This is a genomic window from Dyadobacter crusticola DSM 16708, from assembly GCF_000701505.1.
GTDB classification, from domain to species: Bacteria; Bacteroidota; Bacteroidia; order Cytophagales; family Spirosomataceae; genus Dyadobacter; species Dyadobacter crusticola.
In genome coordinates this window covers 492,710-518,353 of sequence record NZ_JNJB01000005.1, presented here as the reverse complement: position 1 = coordinate 518,353, position 25,644 = coordinate 492,710, and the positions used below count along the sequence as shown (strand labels likewise).

General features: G+C 46.4%; 17 protein-coding genes. 8 read left to right on the top strand and 9 right to left on the bottom strand.

Annotated features, from left to right (window positions below; translation table 11 throughout):
- The first annotated feature begins 73 nt into the window (after window positions 1-73).
- Entirely contained in the window at window positions 74-526 is a 453-nt protein-coding gene (locus tag Q369_RS0108450; protein ID WP_031527370.1) for an SRPBCC domain-containing protein, read from the top strand.
- 78 nt (window positions 527-604) lie between these two features.
- Here the strand turns inward: Q369_RS0108450 and Q369_RS0108445 are convergent, their stop codons facing one another.
- The 3 genes from Q369_RS0108445 to Q369_RS0108435 form a co-directional block, all read right to left on the bottom strand.
- The gene (locus tag Q369_RS0108445; RefSeq protein ID WP_031527369.1) at window positions 605-1,069 is read right to left on the bottom strand and encodes a hypothetical protein; all 465 of its coding nucleotides are present in this window, start codon (window positions 1,067-1,069) and stop codon (window positions 605-607) included.
- A gap of 8 nt (window positions 1,070-1,077) precedes the next feature.
- Entirely contained in the window at window positions 1,078-1,431 is a 354-nt protein-coding gene (locus Q369_RS0108440; protein WP_031527368.1) for a hypothetical protein, read from the bottom strand.
- Window positions 1,432-1,504: 73 nt separating this feature from the next.
- Window positions 1,505-2,371, bottom strand: coding sequence for an AraC family transcriptional regulator (locus Q369_RS0108435; protein ID WP_031527367.1), 867 nt, complete (start codon window positions 2,369-2,371; stop codon window positions 1,505-1,507).
- Between the two features lie 91 nt (window positions 2,372-2,462).
- On the opposite strand from Q369_RS0108435, the gene Q369_RS0108430 reads away from it, so the two are divergent.
- The 3 genes from Q369_RS0108430 (at window position 2,463) to Q369_RS0108420 (ending at window position 4,758) form a co-directional block, all read left to right on the top strand.
- Window positions 2,463-3,464 carry a quinone oxidoreductase family protein gene (locus Q369_RS0108430; protein ID WP_031527366.1) on the top strand — a complete coding sequence of 334 codons (1,002 nt, stop codon included), beginning with the start codon at window positions 2,463-2,465 and terminating at the stop codon, window positions 3,462-3,464.
- A gap of 129 nt (window positions 3,465-3,593) precedes the next feature.
- Window positions 3,594-4,397: a HipA family kinase gene (locus Q369_RS0108425; protein WP_031527365.1), complete on the top strand. Its 804-nt coding sequence runs from the start codon at window positions 3,594-3,596 to the stop codon at window positions 4,395-4,397.
- On the top strand, window positions 4,375-4,758 hold the full coding sequence (locus tag Q369_RS0108420; protein WP_031527364.1) for a DUF3037 domain-containing protein: 384 nt from the start codon (window positions 4,375-4,377) through the stop codon (window positions 4,756-4,758). Before Q369_RS0108425 ends, Q369_RS0108420 begins: the two co-directional genes overlap by 23 nt.
- A gap of 7 nt (window positions 4,759-4,765) precedes the next feature.
- On the opposite strand, the gene Q369_RS0108415 is transcribed toward Q369_RS0108420, so the two are convergent.
- Together Q369_RS0108415 and Q369_RS0108410 are read right to left on the bottom strand one after the other, a co-directional pair.
- Window positions 4,766-5,521 carry a LytR/AlgR family response regulator transcription factor gene (locus Q369_RS0108415; protein WP_031527363.1) on the bottom strand — a complete coding sequence of 252 codons (756 nt, stop codon included), beginning with the start codon at window positions 5,519-5,521 and terminating at the stop codon, window positions 4,766-4,768.
- A 5-nt stretch (window positions 5,522-5,526) separates the two neighbouring features.
- Window positions 5,527-9,105, bottom strand: a complete 3,579-nt coding sequence (locus tag Q369_RS0108410) for a histidine kinase (protein WP_031527362.1) — start codon at window positions 9,103-9,105, stop codon at window positions 5,527-5,529.
- A gap of 346 nt (window positions 9,106-9,451) precedes the next feature.
- Between Q369_RS0108410 and Q369_RS0108405 the strand changes: the two genes are divergently transcribed.
- The 3 genes from Q369_RS0108405 (at window position 9,452) to Q369_RS27560 (ending at window position 13,284) form a co-directional block, all read left to right on the top strand.
- Window positions 9,452-10,756, top strand: a complete 1,305-nt coding sequence (locus tag Q369_RS0108405; protein ID WP_157488106.1) for a hypothetical protein — start codon at window positions 9,452-9,454, stop codon at window positions 10,754-10,756.
- Window positions 10,757-10,827: 71 nt separating this feature from the next.
- Entirely contained in the window at window positions 10,828-11,853 is a 1,026-nt protein-coding gene (locus Q369_RS28290) for a T9SS type A sorting domain-containing protein (protein WP_051663967.1), read from the top strand.
- Between the two features lie 141 nt (window positions 11,854-11,994).
- A complete protein-coding gene (locus Q369_RS27560) occupies window positions 11,995-13,284 on the top strand; it encodes a hypothetical protein (RefSeq protein WP_031527359.1) in 1,290 nt (429 codons plus the stop codon).
- Window positions 13,285-13,434: 150 nt separating this feature from the next.
- Here the strand turns inward: Q369_RS27560 and glgB are convergent, their stop codons facing one another.
- The 4 genes from glgB to Q369_RS0108370 form a co-directional block, all read right to left on the bottom strand.
- Window positions 13,435-15,366 (bottom strand): 1,4-alpha-glucan branching protein GlgB, encoded by a 1,932-nt coding sequence (gene glgB / locus Q369_RS0108390; protein WP_035333140.1) that lies wholly within the window; start codon window positions 15,364-15,366, stop codon window positions 13,435-13,437.
- Between the two features lie 10 nt (window positions 15,367-15,376).
- The gene (treS, locus tag Q369_RS0108385) at window positions 15,377-18,712 is read right to left on the bottom strand and encodes a maltose alpha-D-glucosyltransferase (protein WP_031527357.1); all 3,336 of its coding nucleotides are present in this window, start codon (window positions 18,710-18,712) and stop codon (window positions 15,377-15,379) included.
- A gap of 7 nt (window positions 18,713-18,719) precedes the next feature.
- Window positions 18,720-20,678, bottom strand: coding sequence for an alpha-1,4-glucan--maltose-1-phosphate maltosyltransferase (locus Q369_RS0108380; RefSeq protein WP_031527356.1), 1,959 nt, complete (start codon window positions 20,676-20,678; stop codon window positions 18,720-18,722).
- A gap of 173 nt (window positions 20,679-20,851) precedes the next feature.
- Entirely contained in the window at window positions 20,852-25,063 is a 4,212-nt protein-coding gene (locus tag Q369_RS0108370) for a hybrid sensor histidine kinase/response regulator (protein ID WP_031527355.1), read from the bottom strand.
- Between the two features lie 193 nt (window positions 25,064-25,256).
- Here Q369_RS0108370 and Q369_RS0108365 point away from each other — a divergent pair, with 193 nt between their 5' ends.
- Complete coding sequence (locus tag Q369_RS0108365) at window positions 25,257-25,634, top strand: response regulator (RefSeq protein WP_031527354.1); 378 nt, start codon at window positions 25,257-25,259, stop codon at window positions 25,632-25,634.
- The last annotated feature ends 10 nt before the right edge of the window (window positions 25,635-25,644 follow it).

Here is a 25,644-nt window from a genome sequence, read left to right as displayed (position 1 = left end):
GCTGGCCTGGCTTTTGCTTAAATGCGAGTGCAGCCTTTAACGGCGAAAGTCTTCAACTAAAACTTTGATCTTAATGGAAGGTGTAAAATTGGAAAGTAAGGCCGCGATACAGATCGCCAAAACGCCTGCTGAGGTTTTCGAGGCTATTGTAGACCCGGTTCACATGGTCAACTATTTCATCGCCGACAGCAGTGGCCATATTCGCGACGGAGCCCGGCTGACCTGGCATTTTCCGGAAACTGATGTGGATGTACCGGTGCTGGTCGAGCAAGTTACCGATCATCAATTTATCTCATTTTACTGGGGTGAGGAGGGTAATGAAACACTCGTAGAGATTTCACTGGAACCATTGGGCGGAACAACGATCGTGCGCATTTCCGAAAAATACATGGAGAATACACCCGAAGGAATCGACTGGCTGAGGGGCAATACCGAAGGCTGGGCTTATTTTCTGGCCTTTCTGAAAGCGTATCTCGAACATGGTATCAACCTGCGCAAAGGTGCATTTGCGTGGCGATTTCAATAGTTTAGGTCCGATCAGCTGGTACTCATAAAGCTTGGTGTTCGCCTTTGTGGCATCAATTACACTATCACGCACGCTACATCAAAAAAACCTCAGATACGGTCTCGCTGAAAGCGGAGAAAATGGCCAGGGTATTGCAATGAAGATAATTATCGCTGCGATCAGATAACAGATTGTCATCACCTTAAATTTTGCCAGATCTGTCTGCTGTCGTTTGGCTGCAGACGATCCGATGGTGATGACAATGACAGCGATCGTCATTAATGTGATGTGGATTATGCCAAAAAACACGAAGTCAAAGTGCTGCACAGCTTCTTTGAAATGTGAACGGAAGTAGGCGATGAACGGGCTGTTGAAATACAACAAATACCCGATCATCATCTGTATGTGGGCGAATGTGGCAGTTCCATGCCGCAACGAATCATCCCGTTTCGTGAACTTTTCTGCTCCCCGCCACCCTCGGACTCCCCGGTAAATCGCGATTAATAGAGTGATAACTACAAACCATCGGATTACCGAGTGCGCAATGATCAGAATGGGGAACATAAAGATTATCAGGGTTTTCTACGTTTTCTGGTGGAATCAGTTTTGACAGTTTCGTCAGGATTCAGCCTTCTTACTTTCTTTTTAACGGTATAGCTCGTTGTGGTATCCGCATCTGGCCGACCCGTGCTGCTGCGGCCGTCGATTGTGCCGGTGGTGCTCACAGATCCGTCGTCCTTCAAAATAGGTCCGGATTCTGCATTTGACGAATCTTTGAGGATAGCAGTTACATCCGACGAGTCTTTTTTGGTCGTTTTAAGGCTTGTCCTCGTTTCGGTAGTCCGCTCAGTATACCTCGATTTCTGTGCAAAAGACTGTGAAGCGGTAATAAACAGAACGGTTATAATCAATGAAAGCGCTTTCATAATTTGCTTGGTTAGTAATGTTGACGGATGATTCCTGATTTTACTTTAACGACCTTCAAATATTATTCCACGATCAAGCGGATATAGCGCGGTGTTTGCGCCGGTATTCTCCCAGGCTCATTCCTTTTCCCTTTTTGAAAAACCGGTTTAAGTGGCTTTCATCCGTAAATGAGAGCTCGCTGGCGATTTCGTTCATGCGCATATCACTGTGCAGAAGGCGCGTTTCAACCAGTTTAAGGCGGGAGTTAGTAATGTACTCCTGCATGGTTTCATTCGTCTGCTTTTTGAAATACCGACCCAGGTAGGACTCTGAGATCCCGAAATGCCTGCTGATTTCGCTCGCTTTGATCTTCTGCGGATCGTAAATGTGCTGCCGGATATATTGAACAATGTCAATCGCTTTTTCCTGGCTGGCTACATTGATTTGTTCAGGTAAAAACATTGCGATGTTCCTGGCCACCAAAAGGATCATGGTATTCACATACTGGCGGATCAAATCCCTGTTATACAGATCGCGGTTGACAAATTCGCGGATAACTGCTTCGACCAAAGGCTTTACAATGGACTTATCGGTCTGATTTTTTAAGATGCAGCCGGGCTGGTGGTTGGCATGCTGCAAGATGAATTCCAGTCTTTTCAGCATATCGGTCCGGTCGGCAGCGGAGATCAGCGCCTTGTTTTCTTTGATATAAAAATCATTAAAGCGGATGAAGAAGAATTTCGTGGTGGTTTTGATATCAAAACTGTGGGTATCTTCCGGCGTAATCAGGAACATGTGTCCAGGCGAATAGCTGAAAGTATTTTGATTGATAATCTGAATGCCCGTCCCTTCCAGAATGTACACCAGCTCAAAAAAGTTATGCTTGTGATCGGATTTGGGGCATTCGTCTAGTTCTTTATAGATGATCTCGAAAGGTTCGTGGATATTTTCTATTGTCATGTAAAGATGTACCGGATTATAGCAAAGTAGTACTGAGATTTTGCCGTTCGGGTAGTACAATTTTGCATTATTAAACCAAAAACAAAAAATCATGAAAGCAGTTTTTTTAACAGATACTAATCAGCCGCTAATCATCAAAGAAGTGGAAACGCCGAAGGCCGGAGCTAATCAGGTTTTGATCAGGCTTCAATTTTCCGCATTGAATCACAGGGATGTCTGGATACAAAAAGGTCGGTACGCTGGTCCAAAATCAGGACTGATACTTGGTTCGGATGGGCTGGGAGTAGTGGAAGAGGTAGGGGAGAATGCGGATCAGGACTGGCTGGGTAAGCAGGTGATTATCAATCCAAGCCACGATTGGGGCGATAATCCGGCTGCATTTGGCGAACATTTCAAAATCCTGGGAAACCCGGAGCCGGGTACATTCGCTGAATATATCGCCGTGGATGAAAAGTATATTCACGCCAAGCCTGCACATCTCACGGACGAAGAAGCGGCTGCATTGCCTCTGGCAGGCGTGACCACTTACCGCGCATTGTTTGTCCGCGCCGCGGTACAGCCGGGGGAAAAGGTGCTCGTGACCGGCATAGGCGCAGGTACTGCGCTGCTCGCATTGCAGTACGCAATTGCGGCAGGGGCTGAGGTTTGGGTTACATCGAGTTCACAGGATAAAATAGATCGCGCAAGAGCTTTGGGAGCAGTTGAGGGCTTCAATTACAAGGATGAAGAGTGGGTCGCCAAAGCGAAGGAAGCAACCGGTGGTTTTCATGTGATTGTAGACAGCGCCTCCGGCGAAGGATTCATAAATCTGATAGATGCAGCCCGGGCCGGTGGCCGGATCGTCTTTTTCGGCGGCACCGGCGGTGCAATCGGCAACATAGCGCCCAACAAGATCTTTTGGCGGAACCTGTCCATTTTGGGTACCACAATGGGAACCTTGGACGATTTCAGAAATATGCTGGCGTATACAAGCGAGCACAACATCAGGCCCATTGTTGATAAAGTATTCCCGACGCTTGCCGACGCGCAACAAGCGGTCGACCATATGCATCAGGGCAAACAATTTGGGAAAATCGTTTTGACCAATAAATGAAGTTGATCTGAGCGAATTGATCTTAACTAATGTCAGCGCCCGGTCTCCGGACAGAGGCGGACATTGGTTTCGCATGGAAGGAAACATAGATCGAAATTCCTATATTGACGTTTTCAAACTATGGTTCCTATGAAAAGGGAAACGAATTTGCCGGATTTGCGCACTGTTAATGTGGTTCGCTACCTGACTCCCCTCAGAGAAGGCGGGTCGCTGCCGGCGATTGCAGAAGCCGACGATGATTTTTTATATGTACTGAAATTCCGCGGCGCAGGGCAGGGAGTAAAGGCGCTGATTGCCGAGCTGATAGGAGGGGAGATTGCAAGATTTCTTGGACTAAGGATACCCGAAATAGTGTTCGCTGAACTGGATGAAGCATTTGGCAGAACTGAGCCTGATGAGGAGATCCAGGATTTGCTGAAAGCAAGTGTCGGGCTTAATCTGGCAATGCATTACCTCTCAGGATCAATTACTTTTGATCCGTTGGTGAGCAGGATTGATGCACATCTTGCGTCCCAGATCGTGTGGCTGGATTGTTTTCTCCTGAATGTAGACAGAACTGTTCGCAACACGAATATGCTCATCTGGCACAAGGAACTTTGGTTAATAGACCATGGTGCATCCCTGTATTTTCATCATTCCTGGAACAATTGGCAGGAGCAGGCAGAACGTCCCTTTTTGCAGGTCAAAGATCACGTGCTGCTGAAATGGGCGGGCGAGCTTGAAGCAGTTAATGCCGAGTTTACGCGAGTCTTGAACCCTGCTATATTAGCCGAAATCGTATCCATGATCCCTGGCGAGTGGCTGATCAGAGATACACCGTTTCAATCCGAAGAAGAGCACAGGAGCGCCTATACCGAGTTTTTGACGCGGCGACTTCATCATTCAGAAATATTTGTAAAAGCCGCATCCGATGCAAGACAAGCAGCTGTATGAGTATGCCATTCTGCGCGTTGTGCCCAGGGTGGAGCGCGAAGAGTTTATCAATGTCGGAGTAGTTCTTTATTGTTCAGGCCGCCAGTTTCTTGATGTTGTTTTTGACAGTAACCTGGCCCGGCTGAATGTATTTAATGCGGATCTTGACATAGAGCAAATCCAATCGTACCTGCGTGCATTCAGGCAGATTTGTGAAGGCCGGAAAGAAGGCGGGGCGATCGGCAGCTTGCCGCTTTCTTCCAGGTTCCGTTGGCTCACTGCTACCAGAAGTACTATTTTGCAGACTTCAAAGGTACATGCAGGCTTTTGTGAAGACCCGCAACAGGCATTGAGCCACTTATTTAATCAACAGGTGGGGTAAATAGCCTCTACTTAAGTTTCAAATACTGCTGAACAGAGTCTTTTTTCCTTCGCGAAATCTCAATCCTTGATCCGTCTGTAAGCAGCACAAACTGGTTATTATGTGTGACTTGCTTGATGTACTTCGGGTTGACAAGGTGGGATTTATGTGTACGTATAAAGTTGAATTCACATAGCATTTCATCGAAGTGCTTCAAAGTTTTGCTGGATAAGAACGGCCGTTTTCCAATCAGGTGAATGGAAGTGTAGTTCTTGTCCGCTTCCAAACGAAGGATTTCGTCCAAAGTAAAAAAGAAAACACCTTCGCTGGAAGGCACAGCAAGCCTGAAATCTTTGATCTCCTTTTTTTCAATGTTTTGAACCAGGTTGTCGTAAAGTTGCTGATTGTTCTGCTGCGATTTCTGTTTGACTTTTTCAAGATGCCTGTCAATCGAAGCTTGTAATTCTTCCGGATCCACAGGTTTAAGCAGGTAATCCAATGCACTGAACCGGATCGCCTGGATAGCATACTGGTTGTATGCTGTTGTGAAAATGATGTCGTAGCTCGGATTTTTGCGAAGCAACAGGAAGTCAAATCCATTTTGATGCGGCATTTCCACATCCAGGAACACAATGTCGGGCATGAAGTCATTGAGTACATTCAATCCGCCTCTTACCGAGTCAGCATGGCGGATCTCCACGTTTTCTTTGACAAAATTGATCAGGTAATGCGTGAGTACATTACGTGCTTTTTGCTCATCGTCAATTATTAGCGCTTTTATCATAACGTTTATGTATTACTTAACAAGGTTGAAAGTTCGATTACTACCAGGGTGCCTTCGGGATTTCCCTCAGGGTCATATTTGTCGATGATCTCCACAGAGGCATGTTGCCCCTGTCTTTCAAGCAAGTCAAGCCGGTCCTTCGCAATCTGCAGACCTTTGGATTTGTGCCGCTTTGCTTTGCTGTTATACTGCTTGATTTCCAGCGATTTCTTCCGGCCTATCCCATTATCTTCGATCAGGCATCTGAAAATGTCGTCATTCATCCGCTCGAAGGTGATGGTAAGCCGGCGATCTCCATCCTTGTGCATCAGTCCGTGCCAGAGTGCGTTTTCCACGTAAGGCTGCAGGAGCATGGAAGGGAGGGTAATTTCTTCTGCTTCCAATTCTTCGTCAATAATGATCTGATAGGTAAAGCTTTGCTCAAACCGCATTTGTTCGAGTTCGAGGTAGAGTTTAAGTACATCTTCCTCTTCCTCTATCGTCACCAGGTTTTTGTCAGAGTTATTCAGCACCATCCTGAACAGGCGCGAAAATTTGTTGAGGTACTTGCTGGCTTCGCCATATTTCTCAGTGACAATGCATTCCTGAATGCTGTTGAGACAATTAAATACAAAGTGTGGGTTCATTTGCGCCCGTAGCGCCATCAGCTGACTTTCTGCCAGCATTTTGTTGATTTCCAGGAGCATGATCTCTTTTTGCTGCGCCTGTTCTTCTGCCTGAGCTTCCGCAATCTTCGTTGCACTAATGGAAGCGATCGTCATCAGAGCTCGTGCGTGTTCCTGGGTGAAAAAGCCGCGTTCACTATGTTCCGAGTCAACGACGCCAAGTAGTTTGCCGTCGTGCAAAATAGGTACTGCAAGTTCAGAAAGGCGGCGCTGGTCGTCGACAATGTAGCGCTTATCCCGGGCAGTATCCTTCACGATCACAGGTCTGCGGGTAGCTGCTGCAGCGCCTACTATACCTTCCCCAATTTCCAGTTCAAGCGGGTTTAGTATCTCATGCTCCTTGATGTTCTTGGTAGGGCCGTATGCAGCTTTTTGCACCAGCTTTTTCTTGTCGGCATCCCAGAGATAAACCACACAATCTTCGAAACGGAGCTGCGTAATACAGTTTCTTGCAATATCCCAGCAGATTTCACTAACCGAATTTTCGCCGTACACAGAGTTAGCAAAGTAGTCGATCGTTTCGTCAAAGGCCATTCTCCGCTTCCGCCGCTGGTGACTGTCGATCATGAAGTGCATGGTGAAAGCGAAAAAGGTCGCTGAGAAGAATGCAAACCACCAGGTTTGCCACCATTGTGCCCGCACACGCACGCGCATACTTGTGAATGCAGCCATCCACTTTCCGTTCTCATCCGTACTTCTGACTTTGAAAGTGTACAGCCCTGGCTGCAGGTTGTTATAAGAAGCGGTGAGGTTCCTGCCGGCATTGATCCAGGAATCGTCTATTCCGCCGAGCTGGTAACTGTACTGCAGGCTCGGTACGTCGCGGTGATTGGGGGAGGTATATTGAAATGTGATAAAGTTATCCTGCGGGGCGAGTTCAAGGTCTTCAAGCTTATGGTAACTCGTTACCTCTTTTTCAAAGACGCGCACCGAAGTAATGCGAGGAGCCTTCTTGATCGGAATTGTTGAAAATTTAAACGGATCAATTACCACAACATGATCAAGCATTACCGCATAAACCTTCTTTTGGTACGAATAAACATAGTTCCAATGATCCTGCAGCGTCTTTCCAAGATCTACATCAACTCTAGTTATTTCTTTGTTAAAAGGCTTGAAAAAGAGAAGTCCGTCGGAATTTGCTGCCCAGATTGATTTTTGGGCATCAATTGTAAGACTGGAAATGTAATCGAATGGAAAACCGTTTCCTGTGTTCAGGCTGTCAATCAATCTTCCGTTTTGCGCTATTTTCAATATTCCGCGTCCTCTCGCAGCGCACCAGATTACACCATTGTCATCTTCTACCATAGTGGGTACATAAAACTCCGAGCTGTTTACAACAGGAATCCGCGAAAACTTATCGAAGCGCTGACTATACCGGATAAAGCCGGACTTGTTCATCGCAAACAGCAGATCACCGTTTCGCAATTTGAGATAGCTCTGACATCTCATATACTCGAAGAGCCCATGTGCAGGATCTTTCCCGTCAAACCGATCAAGTTTGTCAGTAAGCGGATCATATCTGTAAAGGCCATCCATTTGAAACCAGATGCACCCTTTGACATCTTCAAAGACAAAGTTGGAGATAGGTTGCAGCAGACTGTTTTTTACTTTGTCAAACTTTTGAAGCTTGTCCGATCCCGTTTTCAAATAGTAAATGCCGTCGTTTCCGGCAAACCACCAAGCTCCACGTGCTTTGGCAGACAGTACAAACCTGTTTTTGCGAAGATCTTCTTTCGTGGTTACGACGTAACGTTTATACGTTTTGTGGCTGGTGTTGTAAAATATGATACCGTCTTCCTTGGCCGCCACGATGGTGTCCCCAACTACTACAATCGAATTTGCATGGGCAAACCCGGTATCCAGAAAGAAGTCAAAGCTCGGCAGCTTGTAAATGGACCGGAATGGTGCCTGGACCTGGTTTTTACTGAGTCCGTTGATCGTTGCCAGCCAGATATTGCCTTCGTCATCTTCCAGCGCATCATTAAAATGCCCGTAAGCAATGGAGTAGGGTGCATCCTGGCTGTACGGAATCTTCTCGATTTCCCGGTTCGGATACTTAATATACGCAGCGTACATCCACGTTGAAATCCACAATCTATCCATCTTGTCGATGAAAAGATAATTACATCCATCTGTGATTTTCGTATCGCCTAGCTTGTCATAGGTTTTAAGCTGATTATTGGCAGGGTTCCAGTAGGAAAGCGATTTCGGGACGGTAGAACTGAACCACAGGTTCTGTTTTTTGTCAAGTACAATCGCTGTTATAAAGGTCTGGTCGAAAAATGCCAGCTTCAATGGATTGTTCGTCCTGTCAAAAATATGCTTATCGCCAAGATCAACAAAAGAAGGGTTTGCACCGCCTATCCAGAAGCCTTTTCTGGATGCATCCCAGCAAAACGCAGAAATGCCGCAGTATGAAAAATCACTCCCGTCAAGCGTTTCGAGAAAAGGGAATACCTCTTTTGCCCTGACGGCAGAGCCATTTTGCACGATATACAACTCACTTGCAGACACGATCCAAAGCCTGTTTTCCGAATCTCTTTTGAACGAAAGTACATTCTTGCCCGCGAGCTTTCTGAAACGTGGATCTATTTGAAATCTGCCGAGTCTCTTATTAAATGTAAATAGCCCTGTCGAAGTAGCTACCAGGAGCCTCTCATCATTGTCAAATGGAATAATGGCATTTACAAATAAGTCTTTCTGCCCGTTTAGTCCGGGGTATCGTTTGATGAAGTTCCCGTCGAAACGGTTCAGGGAGTTGGCTGTTCCGATCCAAACTAATCCATCTCTATCCTTGTAAATGCATCTGACATGCTTCGAGCTTAGCCCGGCTTTTTCGTTCAGATTTTGAAAAATGAACTGGGCGCTTACGGGTACAGAAAAGAGCAAAAGGTAAATAGTCAGGTAAATAGTGCGCATACCAAAATGGAACAGTTACGTCATTGTAATTAATGGTAGAACCACTACAAAGTTGAGATACGATTACTGAAAGGTAGTGTTCGGTTATTTTAAGGAGACAGGACTTGATAACCGTAACACATTAAGTACAAACCGCTTTATCTCTACCGAAAATCCACTCCAAACTTCATTTTAGGGCGACATGCCATTAAATCACTGAATCGAAACCGGTAATTCAATAAACCACCACACCCTCCCTTTTCTCCATCATATTTGAATCGGTTAAGTCATGACAAACAGCCTGGCCCGCTGTCAAGCTCTCCAATCACAACCGTTATGAAAATTTTGAACTTAAACACACATGATTATGAAACGGATTTTATTGTTTATGTCGCTTGTTTTTGCGCTAAATCCAAGTTTTTCAAATGCTCAATTTATACCCTCAACACACGACGCGGTTTGCGCCCAATGTGTACCTTCGGGTTGGACGAAGGATAACCTTGGGTTCTATGTATCAAATACTAGTTCTCTTGCGGGAATGCAAAATTATAAGTGGACAAATGGCCCAATACTGCCGCCACCGGGCAAGACTGATTTGACGAACTTCTTGACCCAATATGTTTCACCAACTGTCCAGACGGCAACGGCTTCAACAACTATTTCAAACTTAGTAGTGGGTGCCAAGTATAAGGTGAGGTACTATGTCATATCGTTAAGCACTTCTGGTGCTAGCTATGGCAGTTCAGCAACGGTTACTTTGACAAGCGGTGCCCAGGCGGCACAAACTACAAATTTTGTACAAGGTGGGGGAATTGGAGTGGAGAAGGTAGATACCTGGGTTAAGAAATATATAGAGTTTACTGCAACTGCAACGACGGCGAAATTTTCTTTTTCTGGAAAAGGCGATACGCAAGCTGGCTACGTCGGGTTAAGTATCAGCACAAATGATGTTTTTGCCTGTAAGGCGGGGCTGGATCAAGTGAAATTGAAAGAAGGTGCTACCATCGCAACCAACATTTGTCCCAAACCGACTGTTAATCTAAACGACCTGGTCGTTTCAGAGCCGCCTGCTGGCTGCCAACTCGTATGGTGGAGAAATAACACCCATACAGGCCAGGTTGTTGACAATGTTGTTGATCCTATTGCCGCTGGAAATGGCCAGTATTTTGCTTTTTTTCAAGATGTAAATACGTCGTGCCTAAATACTGATTTATCCACGGCGGTAGTAAATGTTCAGATTCAACCTTGTCCCGATTTAACTCCAACGATCTCGATCAATGGCCTGAGTTTTACAAATGCAAGTAAAGATTTCGTGGTAAACCTTTTCGAAACAAAAGGTACTTCGACAACCAGCCCAATATCATTTCGAATCAGTAAAACAGGCGGTTTTACTATTAGCTACCCTACTGTAAACAGTGTGTCTAATGTATTCGGAGGTAAAATGAATGAAAATGGAAGCTGGACCTTTGCAGAAGATGCGAATTTCATTACTGCGTCATCAAGTAAGCCGATTCCTGCTAACGGGCAAGCTGTTGTTGGCTTCTCTATTAAGCGCAAGGATGGTACACCAATTGGCACAACTCAGAATATTAAAGCGTCAATTATTGGTGGTAAAGGTGGTGATGACAATTCCTCGAATAACTCGATTATAACAAGTGTGTCTACCAACTAGCTCATCTTGTACTTCCCCATCTTCTTCATTGAATAGGCACTTACGAATGTTAACTAAATTGAATCTTAAATATGAAAACACAAAAACTTTTACGCATCCTTCTCATCTTGTTAGCCATAGGTAGTACTTCTCTGTTGTATGCACAGGATGTCTCGCTTAACATTACTCCCCAGCAATCATCAATTCTCAAGGGTGAAATCGGCGAAGTAGAAGTTAAGATTTGTAATGAAGATCCCGAACCGATTACAGCTCCCGCCAATAAGTTACGTCCGCTGATTTCGTTTTCAGAAAACCTTACAATCATGGAGGTTGTTAATCCTGATGGATCGCCATTAACTGATTTTAGTGTTATATCCATATTAAACGATCCCGGGGAACATACAGCTATATTAGAGTACACCGGTGAACTTGTTAATGCCACTTGCGCCGCTTTTCATGTCCGATTTGCAGGAAATACTGTTGGCCAAGGCTTTATGACAGCTACTCTAAGTTTTGAAGGACCGCAAACGGTGGGCAATGATCCAGGTAATGATAATAGTACAACAACGACTATGGTAGAAATCAACCTGCCAGTCAAATTGCAGGACTTCAAAGTAACCAAGGAAGGGACATCTGCACAGTTAAGCTGGATTACGTCTGAGGAAGTGAACAGCGAACGCTTCGATGTTCAAAAAAGTAGCGACGGTAAAAACTGGAAGACCTTCGAGACAGTTCAGGCGTTAGGAGAAAGCAGAGATTCTTACACTTACCATGCTGTTGATAAGGCACCATTCTCCGGTGAAAATCTATATCGCTTGCACATGATTGACAAAGATGGAACCAGCGCGTATAGTAGCATACGTTATATTAAATTCGAAGGAATACCAATGTCGTTATATCCAAATCCCGTTTCGGACGAGCTGATCTTAGATATACCAAATATGGCAAGTGTTTCAAGCATCAAAATGTTTGATTTGAACGGGAAAGTAGTGTACAACTCCGGTGCAAGTCCCGAGAAGACTATCAATGTTCGCCACTTGAATGCAGGTGCATATGTTGTCCGGATCAAAGGTGTAAACGGAGCTGAAACAAGCTCGAAAATTCTTGTTGTGAAGTAGTTCGCGTGTGTTTTGCCGGAGGCTGCTCAGTGTGTGGGGCAGCCTCTTTGTAGAATGTCAACGCAATGTGGAATAAGCGTTAACCCTCCGCTACTTTCCTTTAACACCAAGCCATTTTGGTTTGCTCACTAAAATTCTGTTATGAAAACCAAGTTCTTTTTTATAATTGTGCTGCTTCTGATCTCGTTCAGAGCCTCTGCACAGGAGATTAAGCGGACGTCGACAGGTAGCACTTGTCAATATTGCATGCCATCAAATGGTTGGACGAATGATGCCGCTGCTACTTCGTTTAGTATCTCTAACGAACGATACTTTGCAGGTTTGCTAGATCAATCCTGGTCGCCAGCACCAGATGGGCCAGCACCATCATACCTCGGTTCATTCTTGACTGCTCAACCGACGGCAAACCAGCCGGCAGTTTGTCACACCAACCTGACAGGCCTCGTTGCTAATAAAACTTATTATCTCAAATACAGTATCATGTCCACCAAGAAAAGTGGTGATGCAGGATATCCGGAATGGGGTAAGGTTGAATTAGCCACTGTATCCAACGGGATTCCGACAGCCTTCATAGATCAAACCGTTACTTATATTCCGGGTTTAAACACGAGTAAATGGGTCACAAAAGTGCTGAAGTTTACACCTCCCAGTTCGAATGTTAGACTTACCTTTTCGGCTGTAGGTTCTAATGGTGGCTGTGTCAACCTGGACATCGGATTCAATGCACTTACAGAATGTTTAGCAGGGACAGATCAAGTAAGCTTGAGCAAAACGACTACGAAAACCAAATGTGGCAAAGGTGCAGACTTGACTTCGTTGGTGCAGGGTAATGCAGGAGCTACCGTCTCGGTGGTTTGGTATAAGAACGCGACACATACGGGAGATAAATACAATCAGCCGAGCACTGCCGAACCCGGAATATACTACGCTTTTAAATACCATGATGTGCTTCAATGTTTCAATACAGACAATTCGACTGCGAAAGTTACAGTAGAACCAGGTTGTTTTGATCTCTCACCAAGCCTGGACATCAACGGATTGAATTTCTCGCAAGGACAAAGCCGGGATTTTGTGCTAAATGTATATGAAGTGCAGGGAGCGAGCACAGACACTGCTACTGTCGTCAGAATAACCAAACCGAGCGGGTTCGAAATTACTTACCCAACACAGAGTGGCATCTCCAATGTACTTGGAGGAATTGCTAATGAAAATTCTAGTTGGGTATTCTCTGAAAACGCAAACTTTATCACGGCTATTCGCAACGCGTTTATCCCAAGTACAGGAAAGTCTACGATCGGATTTAAAATCAAGAGGAAGACTGGAATAGGAAGTGGCTTGACACAAAATATCACGGGCGTGATCTCAGGTGGAGCTAGCGGCGAGGGTGATTCATCGAACAATGCTGTGATAACAAGCGTTTCAACCAACTAGTCGCTCTGAGGCGTATCATGAATACAGTTTTGATATCCGAATGTATTTGATTTGCAAGAACAAGATGAGGACACAAATTTTCTCATCTAAATAGTGTGTGCGTAGTACATATTAAGGCTACCTCGTCCGAGAGGTAGCCTTATTTTTATTTTACAACCAGTCAAATCCACGGTCAAGTTTCAGCACAACAATGGCCAAGGGAGGTAGGGTCATTGGAATGGAATGCATCTTCCCGTGCTTTGGAATCGGGTAGCTTTCGAGTTCTTCTCCGCAGAGCAGGTCTGAGCCGCCATATTTGAGATTGTCCGTATTAAACAGCTCTTTGTAGTATCCGGGATTCGGTACACCGACACGGTAGTTGGTACGAACAACCGGCGTGAAGTTTCCTATGAAGATCAGTTCCTGTCCAGGAGTGTTGCCTTTTCTGATCCAGGTCAAAACGCTGTTCGTGCTGTCTTGATTGTCGATCCATTCAAAACCTTCGCTGGAAAAGTTTTTTTCGTACAATGCCGGTTCTGATTGATACAGTGCATTCAGATCTTTGAGCACCAACTGAATTCCCTGGTGCAAAGGATTCAAATTCTCGTTCCAATCAAGGCTGAAATCGTGGCGCCATTCGTGGCGTTGCGCGAAATCCCCGCCCATGAAAACAAGCTTTGCGCCTGGGTGACCGAACATATAACCATACAGAAGCCGCAGATTTGCAAATTGCTGCCAATGATCGCCAGGCATTTTATCAATCAGCGAATACTTTCCATACACCACTTCATCGTGTGAGAGCGGCAATGTAAATTTCTCGGAGAATGCATAGTGAATGCTGAAAGCCAGCTGCCCCTGATGATAAGGCCGGTACACGGGATCTTTTTGGAAGTAAGACAATGTATCATGCATCCAGCCCATCATCCATTTCATGTCAAAGCCCAAGCCACCATTCTGTGGCGGCTGCGTTACACCCGGCCAGGCAGTTGATTCTTCTGCAACTGTAAATACGTCAGGGAAGTACTGGTGTACTGCGGAGTTAAATTCTCGGATAAAATCAATCGCTTCCAGATTTTCTCTTCCTCCGTACTGGTTTGGGATCCATTCACCTTCATTACGGGAATAGTCAAGGTACAGCATTGAAGCAACTGCATCTACGCGTAGCGCATCAATGTGGAACTTGTCAAGCCAGTAAATGGCATTGGAGATCAGAAACGCCCTGACTTCATTCCTGCCGTAATTAAAAATGAAACTCTTCCAGTCAGGGTGAAATCCCTTCTTTGGATCTGCGTGCTCGTAAAGGTGTGTCCCGTCGAAATATCCCAACCCGTGTTCGTCGGTAGGGAAATGGGAAGGAACCCAGTCGAGGATAACGCCGATGCCTTTCTGGTGTAGCGCATCAATGAGGAACATAAAGTCTTGCGGTGTTCCATATCTGCTTGAAGGCGCGAAGTACCCTGTCAGCTGATATCCCCAAGAGCCGTAAAACGGATGTTCCATCACAGGCATGAACTCCACGTGAGTGAAGCCCATGTAGCTGCAATACTCAGGCAGCTCGGCAGCCAACTCACGGTAAGTCATGAACCGGCCTTCTTCCTCATGCACCCGGCGCCAGGAGCCCATGTGCACTTCGTAAATGGAAATGGGTTTTTCTAACGGCGACGCTGCTTTTCTCTCCTGCATCCACTGATCGTCGCTCCATTTATATCCTAAATCCCACACGATTGATGCAGTGCTCGGAGGCGTTTCCCAGTGGTATGCGTAAGGATCACCTTTTTCTACCTGGTAACCTGAATGTGAGACAATGAAATATTTGTAATACTCCCCATTGCCAATTCCCGCCACAAAGCCTTCCCAAATGCCGGAGCCATCATTGCGGACGGCCAGTGGGTGGCTTTCCCGATTCCAGCCGTTGAAATTACCAACAACCGAAACCTCTTTCGCATTCGGCGCCCAGACAGCGAAAAACGTCCCGGTTTGTCCATTCACTTCCGCGATATGTGAGCCTAGTTTGTTGTAAGCGTGGTAATGCTTGCCGCCCTTGAACATATCTATGTCGAAGTCGGACATTCTTGCAAACGAGGTACTTTGAAGATCAGTCATATTAGCTTGTTTATACAATCACCGGATCAATTTTCTTCATAATGGACTTGATTCCTCTCAGAGGTACCATTACCCAAGATGGCCGGTTGTTAACTTCATAATTGAGCTCGTAAATTGCCTTTTGCAACAGGAAAGTCTGTATCAGAATATCCAGATCCTGTTTGTTCGAAGGTATGATCGGGTTATCTTTAACCGTTTCCAGATAGGCTTTCATGAAAAATCCGCTCATGTAATGGTACCACTGCTCCACATACGGGATCAGTTTTCCAACGTCTTCTTTCCTGATCTGGTTATCCAGGAACAGACTACCATAGGCGGCATAATGGAAAGATCTCAACATTCCCGCAACGTCGCGCAGCGCAGACCGTTTTAACCGTCGTTCGCTGTAACTTCTCGCGGGTTCGCCTTCGAAATCAAGAATTACGAAGTCTTTTCCGGTAAACAGTACCTGGCCTAGGTGATAATCGCCGTGAATCCTGATCTTGGATGTATCTATCTTGTGCGAGTACACCTTTTTCAGTTCTGCCAAAATCTCATCTTTCATTTGCAGCACCTTGTCAGCCTCTTCTTTCACCTCGGGCGAAAGCTTTTTCGAATTGCGGCTAAGACTCTGGAATGCAACTCTTACCAGCGATTGCAGCGAAGAGTACACCGATCTCTGGTAGTGAAGAGAGAAATCTTCGGGCTTGAAATCCTCCGATGATTTGTCTGACGCCAGTGCCAGATGCATTTCCGCTGTTCTTACACCAAGTAATGCAACCTGTTCAGCAACAGGTACATCCAGCAACGTTTTTAACTCGTCGGGTATATCCTCGTATCCAATCGGCTCTGTGAGCGTTCCACGCATTTCTGGCAGCTCAACTGCATCTCCCAACAGGATTTTTTCATTGAAGCTATCCAACCGGTCAAGCATATTGGCCCAGGCGTCCGTCGCATTCATAACCATTTCCTGCATCATACCCAGCACCATCGAACCTTCTCTGTGTTTCCACTCAATGGCTCCGACAAACGCGGGAATATTTGGAAAATGTGCTTTATTGGTTAAATGCTGCGTGATTTCAACATCAGGGTTGATCGCTCGGTCCACTTTCCTGTAAAGCTTGAAGAAATATTTTCCATCATAAGTAACGGACGTATTACTTTGCTCGCCAGAAAGAACCCGAGGTTTTACACGTTCGGTTTCCTCGATGTGTGCCGCCAAATTTGCATTGCCTGTAAAGTGGATCTCGCTGTTTTTAGCTTGGATCTTCTCATTTTTGGCCATGTTGGTGATCAACGCCTGCTGCATTTCGAGACCGTACATCGCATCGAACAAAACACCTTCTTCCTCGCCTTGAATCGCGATGCGTGCCACAACTGCCTGTGGACAATCCTCTTTCACTTTGTAGGAGAAAGGCTCTTTGCCGAATGCCAGCGGAAGCTGGTACATTTCAGGCAGGTCGTTCTGATAAGTCATTTCCAGGAGCAGGATGTAAGCAGGCGGATTATCTCCCAGCGGCATAGCGGCGTGTGAAACAATCTTTACGCTGTCCAGTCCTTTTCCTTTTCCCCCAAACCAACGCATTTTCATCAGATACGAAGGCAGGAATGTGTTTTCCAGCATATCCACAACCTCCGGTTCAACGAGGTCGCTCCATTTGTCAAGCTGCAGCAATGGAAGCTCACGTACTTCGTCGAGTTCAGGGTGTGTTTTTTGCAAAACGAAACACTGACAAGCGTAAGCTTCAAGCGTAAAGAAGTACGGGGTGTTATCCTTTACAGACGGGAATTTATTCTTGCTGTAAATTTCAACAGGCTGGAAACCTTTATACTGATCCAGATCCAGTTCAACAGGTTGCGGGAAACGCGACAAGTTGGCGATGACCAGCATTGTCTCATCTTCGAATGTCCTTGTAAATGCAAGTACCTTTGAATTCTCAGAATTCAGGAAGTGAATATCACCACGGCTGAATGCCTTGTACTTTTTGCGGGTGCTTATCGCTTTTTTCATCCACCAGAGCAGTGAGGACGAGTTGCGCGATTGCAGCTCCACATTCACTGCCTCGTAATGGTATTGCGGATCAAGAATAGTTGGCAGGTAAAGACGTTGCGGGTTTGCTTGCGAGAATCCTGCATTGCGATCGGGGCTCCATTGCATTGGCGTTCTTACGCCGTCACGGTCGCCCAGGTAAAAGTTATCTCCCATCCCGATTTCGTCCCCATAATAGATAATGGGCGTTCCCGGAAATGTGAAGAGCAGTGAGTTCAGCAGCTCGATCTTTTTACGGTTATTTTCCATTAAAGGAGCCAACCGGTGTCGGATTCCAAGGTTAATGCGCGCTTTGGGATCCTTTACGTACACTTTATACATATAGTCGCGCTCTTCATCAGTCACCATTTCGAGCGTGAGCTCATCGTGGTTTCTGAGGAAAATACCCCATTGACAATTGTCTGGGATTGCCGGAGTTTGATCGAAAATATCTGTAATAGGGTACCTGTCCTCCATTTGCAGCGACATAAACATCCGCGGCATAATCGGGAAGTGGTAGTTCATCTGGCATTCGTCGCCATCGCCGAAATAAGCAGCGGAATCTTCCGGCCACATATTAGCTTCCGCAAGCAACAAAGTGCCAGGGTGCCGGTCATCAACATACTTCCGCAACCTTTTGAGGTACTCATGTGTTTCGGGCAGGTTTTCACAATTGGTACCATCCCGCTCAAAAAGGTAGGGCACTGCATCCAGGCGGAACCCGTCAACGCCCATTGCACACCAGTAATCGATGATTTTAAAGATTTCCTCCTGTACCTGAACGCTGTCGTAGTTCAGATCCGGCTGGTGATGGAAGAAGCGGTGCCAGTAGTATTGCTCCGCCTCGCTGTCCCAGGTCCAGTTTGACTTTTCATAATCCTGAAAGATGATCCTCGCGTCTTTAAACTGCTTCGGATTATCGGTCCAGACGTAGAAATTCCGCTCGTCTGAACCCTTCGGTGCTTTCCGTGCGCGCTGAAACCAGGGGTGCTGGTCGGAAGTATGATTGATTACGAGCTCCGTAATTACTTTTAAACCGCGTTTGTGTGCCTCTTTCAGGAATGCCTGGAATTCTTCAATGTCCCCATAGGAGGGATTAATGCTGTAATAATCAGCTATATCATATCCGTCGTCGCGGAGCGGCGAGGGATAAAAAGGGAGCAGCCATATTGCCGTCACACCCAAATCCTGAAGATAATCAAGCTGTTCCATTAAGCCCTTGAAATCACCGATACCGTCGCAATTCCCGTCTTTGAAGGCTTTGATGTGCAGCTCGTAAATGATTGCATCCTTATACCAATGCAAATTCTTTTCAAGCACTCCGTTCTTATATTCCATGGTTATCTCAATTGAGTGGTTCGATTTTAAAAATGTGTGCCGGCATCTCGTAAGGGTTCATTTGTACGTAATTGTACTCTCCATGCCAATCGTACAACTCTCCACTGAGCATATCGCGAACGCGGTAACTTTGCTCCCAATGCATGCCCAGCTTGTGCAGCGGTACCTTGATATTAGCTCCCTGTGTGTTGAAGAAGTCAAGGTTCACCGCAATGATCAGCAGATTATTGCTTAATGGATCCACTTTGGTATAGCAGATCACCATATCATTGTTGGTTTCGGCGAAATTGATATTCCAGGTGGTTTGAAGCGCAGGGTTTTCCTTTCTTATTTTATTAACCCTCGTGATAATCTCGCGGGTGCGGCTATATCTGTCCCAGTCCCAATGCTTGATCTCATACTTCTCATTATCTGTATACTCTTCTTTCCCCGGATGCGGTGTATTAACGCCATATTCGTAAACCGGGCCGTATAATCCATAATTTGAGGAAAGTGTAGCGGCCAGGATAAACCGCGTGATGTGCGCATTCTCTCCGCCCTCGACAAGGTGGTGCGGCAGGATATCCGGGGTATTAGGCCAGAAATTAGGCCGGAAGTAATACTGCTGGTCAGTTTTAGTCAGTTCATTCAGGTACTGCTCTATTTCCCCTTTGCTGTTCCGCCAGGTAAAATAGGTGTAGGATTGATTGAAGCCGATCTTAGCCAGCCGCTCCATCACCCTCGGCCGCGTAAATGCCTCTGCCAGGAAGATAATCTGCGGATTTTCCTTGCGAACCTCACCAATCACCCACTCCCAGAAACCAAATGCCTTTGTATGCGGATTGTCAATGCGGAACACATTTACACCCTTTTCAATCCAGAAATCAAGAACGCTTTTGAGCTCCTGCCAGAGATTCTGCCAGTCTTGGGTTTCGAAGTCAAATGGTAGGATATCTTCATACCTTTTCGGAGGGTTTTCTGCGTATTGGACTGTTCCGTCCGGGCGCCATTTAAACCATTGTGGATGTTCTTTCACATAGGGATGGTCGGGAGCGCATTGATACGCAATGTCCATTGCGATCTCTATACCCAGCTTTTTGGCCTCTGTAACCAGTTCCACAAAATCCTCCACTTCTCCCAGTTCCGGGTGTACTGCTTTGTGACCGCCGAGCCTGTTACCAATAGCCCAGGGAGAGCCCGGGTCGGTCTCAGATGGGACCAGCGAGTTATTCTTTCCCTTTCTCTTCATTTCACCAATCGGGTGAATAGGAGGGAAGTATAACGTATCAAAACCCATTTTAGCTACTTTCGGGAGCAGCCTTGTCACGTCTTTAAAAGTTCCGTGACGTTCAGGATCCGGCGAGGTTGATCTTGGGAAAAGCTCGTACCAGCTACTGAAAGCAGCTTTCTTTCTTTCTATTTCGAGCTGAAAGGTTTTGTCAAAAACAGTAATGCGGTCGGTGTACCTGATCCGCGACATTGCCGCAGCTAGTTCGTCGCTGATAGCCAGGTCAACTGCCGCCTGCTGGTCAGTGCTGTTATTGAAGAAATCAATCCATTGCTTGAATGACGCTGCGTATTGGCTTTCAGTCAGTAAACTGGCTTCTTCGAGCAGTTCTACACCGATCTGGATTTCAACAGCTATATCCTGGCGAGCGTCGTATTTTTTAACCAATCCTTTTTTCCAGGTTGTAAAATGATCTATCCAACCTGTAAACCTGTATTGGTAAATGCCCTCTTTATCGGGAGACCAGGTTGCTTCCCAGTGGTCATTGCCCGTGAACTGCATCAGGACTTCATTCCAGTTTTCCTCGGTTTCGTGCTTGTAAATCACAGCGGCAGCCACCACATCGTGACCGTCACCAAACACATCAGCCGAAAAATCAATGCTTTCACCTATGGCACGTCTTGCCGGGTATTTACCAGCCTCAACTTGGGGACTAACATTGGTGATTACCACGCGTTTTCTTCCGTCCTGGTTGCTCATCGATCTGTTTTTTAGTTTTTCATTTTGCCGAATGGACTATCAAGCAATCAAAATCATGCCTGCAGAAATGGTTTTTTACAAACCCTTCCAGGCAAAAGTATACGTTTGACGAACATTGTGCACGTATACGAAATTGAAAATGAAAGTTTTAACCTACAAATCGATCAAATAGATCAGCTCAGGTCGGAAACCGTGTAGCGCTGCTGGTAAACACGTTGTAATGCAGATTTTATTTCCTCATATCGCAACGGCTTGGCTATATAATCGTCCATTCCCGCTGACAGGCAAATCTGCCTGTCTTCCTGCATTGCATTCGCGGTCATTGCAATAATATAAGGTTGAGGGCCGGGTGACCTGCGGATCACGCCGGTAGCTTGAAGCCCGTCCATTTCGGGCATTTGAATATCCATGAAAATCAGGTCGTAAGCGTTGCGGGCTGCTTCTGCAGCAGCCTCTTTCCCATTCCTGGTCACCACGGGAATGTAGCCAAGCTTGGATAGTACCGTTACGAACAGCTTCTCATTAATCGCATTATCCTCTGCCATCAGGATTTTGAGCGGGAACTCAGAGGCGAAGCTGGTGGCGAGTGCATTTGGTGCAGCAGCTTTTGGGTCAGGGGGTAACACTTGTCTTGAAAGCTGCTTTCTTACTACTTCGCCCAGCTTCTGGTGTTTTACGGGTTTAGTCAAAACGGAATGGAATATTCCGGGATAATTCTTGCGCGTCTCGTCGCCCATCGACGTAAGCAGTACAATTGGCAACTCGGGGTACTTGGCTCTGATTTGCTGGGCCAGCTCCACGCCGCTCATACCTGGCATATTCCGGTCGGTAATGACCAGCTCGATCTTGTGTTCGGCATTCAGCTTGGAAAGTGCATCTTCTCCCGACGACGCCAGTACTGGAGTCAGTTTCCAGTATTTAAGCTGCGCTTCAATGATGCGGAGGTTGGTTTTATTATCATCCACAACCAATACCTGCTTGCCTGCATTTTCACTTCCATCGGTTTCTTCGGAAAGCTCGCCGGTAGCATTCCCCGCTGTGGTTTTTATGGTGAAAAAGAAGCTCGTGCCTTTTCCGGGGTCACTTTCTGCATATATCTTGCCGCCCATCAGTTCGGTCAGGCGCTGGCTGATTACCAACCCCAGTCCGGTACCGCCATACTTACGGCTATGCGACGAGTCCACTTGGGAGAAAGCTTTGAAAAGCAGGTCCAGCTTTTCATGTTCAATCCCGATCCCGGTATCCCGTACCTGAAATTTCAACTGGATTTCGGAAGTGTGTTGCCCCGGGTTCTCCCTTGTTACATTTACCAGGATCTCGCCTTTATGCGTGAACTTGACAGCATTACTGACCAGATTGATCAGTATTTGCCTCAACCTGAGATTGTCGCCGACAATTTGGGAAGGTATAGCCGGATCGATCTGGTACACCAGGTCCAGCCCGAGATCAGCAGCTTTCCCGGCAAAGATCCCGAGTACCTCCTCAATGCAATCGTGCAGGTCGAAAGATTTGTGTTCGAGCTCCATGTTACCAGACTCGATTTTCGAGAAGTCCAGAATGTCGTTGATCACGGTCAGCAACCCGTCGCCGCAACTGATGATTGTCTGGGTATACTCGGACTGTTCCTCCGTCATTTCTGTTTGCGAAAGCAATACCGCCATTCCGAGAATCCCGTTCATAGGTGTGCGGATTTCGTGGCTCATTGTAGCCAAAAACACACTTTTCGCCTGGTTTGCTTTCTCGGCTTCCTTCCGCGCTTGAAGCTCTCGAATGTTCTTTTGCTGTAAATGTTCATTGAGCTGGTGCAGACTGGTTGCCTGCTCTTCCAGGGCCTGTTTTTGGCGTATAACCTCTTTGGTTCGCTGAAACACCTTACGCTGCAAAACCTGCTTCTGATTTTTGATCACCTTTACTCTGGTCTGGTAAAACAGGTAAATGCAGCCTGCAATAGCCAGCAATCCGAAAACACGGAACCACCAGGTCTGCCAGAAGGGCGGAATGATATGCAGCCGGATCGAAGTACCTGTCTCATTCCAGACCCCATCATTATTGGAAGCTTTCACTCGGAACAGGTAATCACCGGGGTCAAGGTTGGTGTAAGTGGCTTTGCGTGTTGTGTTTGAATAAATCCAGTCTTTATCAAAACCTTCGAGCTTATAGGCATACCTGTTCTTCCTGGGTAATGTGAAGTTCAGGGCTGAAAATTCGAATGAAAGCATCAGGTCTTCATACGAAACAGTGATTTCCCTTGTCTGGGTAATGTGTTTCGAAAGCGCAGTACTGTCGCTCACACTAACCGACTGATTGAAGATCTGGAAATCTGTGACGTAAACCGGCGGGATGAATTTATTGTACCGAATGCTGTCGGGATGAAAAATATTAAGTCCGGTTTGCCCGCCGAAATACATTTTCCCGCTCTTGTCACGGTAGCTTGCCATTCTGTTGAAAGAAGTTCCCTGCAATCCGTCACTGATATCGAAGTTGCGGATAGTCCGGGTAGCCGGATCAAATCTCGACAAACCATTATTCGTACTGATCCACATCATTCCATGTTCATCTTCCAGAATGCCCCAGATCAGGTCGCTTGGAAGGCCGTCGCGCTGGGTGTAAGATGTAAAGCTTTTTGTCCTTTTATCAAAAACGTTAATGCCGCCATTGGTACCAACCCACAAATTGCCCTTGCTGTCTTCAACCGTACAGTTAACAAGGTTATTGCTGATCGTTTTGCGGTCTTTTGGATTATGTAAAAAACGGGTAAAGCTGTTTGACTTTTCATTGTAAAGGTTCAGGCCGCCTCCTTCGGTGCCTAGCCAGAGCTGGCCCATTTTGTCCATGTACACAGACGCCACCACGTTATTTCCAATGCTGCCGGGGTTGCGCGGATCATTTTTGAAGGTGATGTAAGAATAATCCGACTTGCTGAAACGCAGCAGTCCGTCGGAGCTGCCGATCCAGATGTGCCCCTTTCCATCGTCGATCATCGAATAAATGTTCGCCGTGATCGGTTTGAGTTTAGGGTTGTTATTCAGGTTGACAAACTTTCCTGTACCATTGTTAAAAAAACTTAGTCCGCCTTTGTAATTCCCGACCCAGATCTTTCCTTCCATGTCCCGGATTACCGAGGTGATGAAGTTGCTGGCTACCGATGCGCTGTTTCCAGGTATGTGTAAATAGTGTTTGAAACTCCCAGTTTCCGGGTTCATTACATTCACGCCGCCGCCATCGGTACCCAGCCACATCTGCCCGTTCAGGTCTTCGGTAAGCGAGAGCACATTGTCGTTGTTCAATCCTTCCTGTATCGCGGCGCTGCTTCTGAACCGGTTAAATTTCAGCGGCTCGTGGTCTAGTATGTTTACGCCTCCGCTGAAAGTCCCGATCCACATCGTGCCGTTTTTGTCACAAAACATCGAGTAAATGGACCCATTGTTGATACCTTCCACATTGGCCTTGCTGAATTCATGTTTCGTGAAGGTTCCGTCTTTTTCTAGGATGTTGATACCACCGTTCCGAGTACCTATCCACAGTCGACCGGCCATATCTTCTTCAAAAGACATGATATCGTTATGCGAAATGCTTGTGGGACGGGCAGGATCGTTGCGGATTTTTTTAAAAATTCCATTCAACCTGTCGAGCATGTTCAGCCCGCCGCCCTCGGTAGCTATCCAGAGATACTGGTTCCTGTCTTCGTAAAGGCTGTTGATCTCGCCCGGTCCGAGTGAGGCTTTGTCTGCGGGATTGTGCTTGTAGCGCGTGAATTTCCCGGTTTTCGGATCAAGTCTGTTCAAGCCTTCCGACAACGTACCCGCCCAAACCATCCCTTCGCCGTCCACCAGCACACTTCTGACATGGTCCTGGCTGATCGATTGCGGATCGGCGAGATTGTGCTTGTAAACTGAAAACTGCTTTGCGGCAGGATCATAGGAGCTCAGGCCGCCCCCCGTCCCGATCCAGATACGGCCCGACCGATCCTGCGCAATGGAGGTAATTTTATCATTGCCCAGACTTTTCGGGTTCGCGGGATCGTGCCTGAACTTAGTGAAGCTATCCTGCTGGTAGTTATATACATTCAGTCCGCCGTCGTTGGTACCAATCCAAAGCTTTCCTTTATTATCCTCAAACAATGCGGTAATATAGCTGTGCGAGATGCTTTTCGGGTTCTGGGGATCGTGGCGGTAAACGGTAAACCTGTATCCATCGTACATATTCAGCCCATCCTGTGTGCCAAACCACATGAAGCCCCGCCTGTCCATTACAATGCTGTTCACATTATTTTGCGAAAGTCCCTGGTTGGTCGTGAGGTGCCGAAACGGACGGTTTCGGGCTTGGGCGCTGGAATCAGAGAACGCAAGCGTGAGTATAAAACAAAGCAGTAGAGGTAGTTTCATTAGCAATCAGCACCAAATGAGAATTATGCGAACATTTCAGAGAAGGGATAGGAGTTAGAAATTGTACATTGGTCTCTTTTGTTAACTAATTCTACAATTACACTTAAATGTAAAACAAAAATTTATTTTTCTACATTTATTGTTCCTAACCTCCGGCGGAAGGCTTGGCAATGACTCAAATTTCCCTGCATGCATGGAATTCATATTAATTGATGATAGCGTATTCGACCTGTTCACACAGGAAAAGCTGCTGCTAAAAAGCGGACTGGCTACCAGTGTGCTGACATTCAGTTCGGCTGAGCTGGCGGAAGAGTACCTGGTCAAGCAGAGTCATGAAATGCCAGAGACTGTCATCCTGCTCGATCTGCAAATGCCAGGGCGGAATGGATTTGAATTCGCCGCGCATTACGGGCTGTTGCCGGATGCGGTAAGAAGCCGTATCAGGCTGTTCATGATTTCATCCACAGTTGACCCCAACGATTTTGCCGAAGCTGATAATAACCCGTTTATTATCAAGCTGCTGCCGAAGCCGCTCGATCTGGTTTTGCTGAGATCACTGCTGCAAGCCTGATGCGACGCTG

Excerpts from the sequence above, each read along its gene's own strand:
- Q369_RS0108450 (WP_031527370.1), top strand. The coding sequence starts at position 74 with ATGGAAGGTGTAAAATTGGAAAGTAAGGCCGCGATACAGATCGCCAAA.
- Q369_RS0108445 (WP_031527369.1), bottom strand. The coding sequence starts at position 1,069 with ATGTTCCCCATTCTGATCATTGCGCACTCGGTAATCCGATGGTTTGTA.
- Q369_RS0108440 (WP_031527368.1), bottom strand. The coding sequence starts at position 1,431 with ATGAAAGCGCTTTCATTGATTATAACCGTTCTGTTTATTACCGCTTCA.
- Q369_RS0108435 (WP_031527367.1), bottom strand. The coding sequence starts at position 2,371 with ATGACAATAGAAAATATCCACGAACCTTTCGAGATCATCTATAAAGAA.
- Q369_RS0108430 (WP_031527366.1), top strand. The coding sequence starts at position 2,463 with ATGAAAGCAGTTTTTTTAACAGATACTAATCAGCCGCTAATCATCAAA.
- Q369_RS0108425 (WP_031527365.1), top strand. The coding sequence starts at position 3,594 with ATGAAAAGGGAAACGAATTTGCCGGATTTGCGCACTGTTAATGTGGTT.
- Q369_RS0108420 (WP_031527364.1), top strand. The coding sequence starts at position 4,375 with ATGCAAGACAAGCAGCTGTATGAGTATGCCATTCTGCGCGTTGTGCCC.
- Q369_RS0108415 (WP_031527363.1), bottom strand. The coding sequence starts at position 5,521 with ATGATAAAAGCGCTAATAATTGACGATGAGCAAAAAGCACGTAATGTA.
- Q369_RS0108410 (WP_031527362.1), bottom strand. The coding sequence starts at position 9,105 with ATGCGCACTATTTACCTGACTATTTACCTTTTGCTCTTTTCTGTACCC.
- Q369_RS0108405 (WP_157488106.1), top strand. The coding sequence starts at position 9,452 with ATGAAACGGATTTTATTGTTTATGTCGCTTGTTTTTGCGCTAAATCCA.
- Q369_RS28290 (WP_051663967.1), top strand. The coding sequence starts at position 10,828 with ATGAAAACACAAAAACTTTTACGCATCCTTCTCATCTTGTTAGCCATA.
- Q369_RS27560 (WP_031527359.1), top strand. The coding sequence starts at position 11,995 with ATGAAAACCAAGTTCTTTTTTATAATTGTGCTGCTTCTGATCTCGTTC.
- glgB (WP_035333140.1), bottom strand. The coding sequence starts at position 15,366 with ATGACTGATCTTCAAAGTACCTCGTTTGCAAGAATGTCCGACTTCGAC.
- treS (WP_031527357.1), bottom strand. The coding sequence starts at position 18,712 with ATGGAATATAAGAACGGAGTGCTTGAAAAGAATTTGCATTGGTATAAG.
- Q369_RS0108380 (WP_031527356.1), bottom strand. The coding sequence starts at position 20,678 with ATGAGCAACCAGGACGGAAGAAAACGCGTGGTAATCACCAATGTTAGT.
- Q369_RS0108370 (WP_031527355.1), bottom strand. The coding sequence starts at position 25,063 with ATGAAACTACCTCTACTGCTTTGTTTTATACTCACGCTTGCGTTCTCT.
- Q369_RS0108365 (WP_031527354.1), top strand. The coding sequence starts at position 25,257 with ATGGAATTCATATTAATTGATGATAGCGTATTCGACCTGTTCACACAG.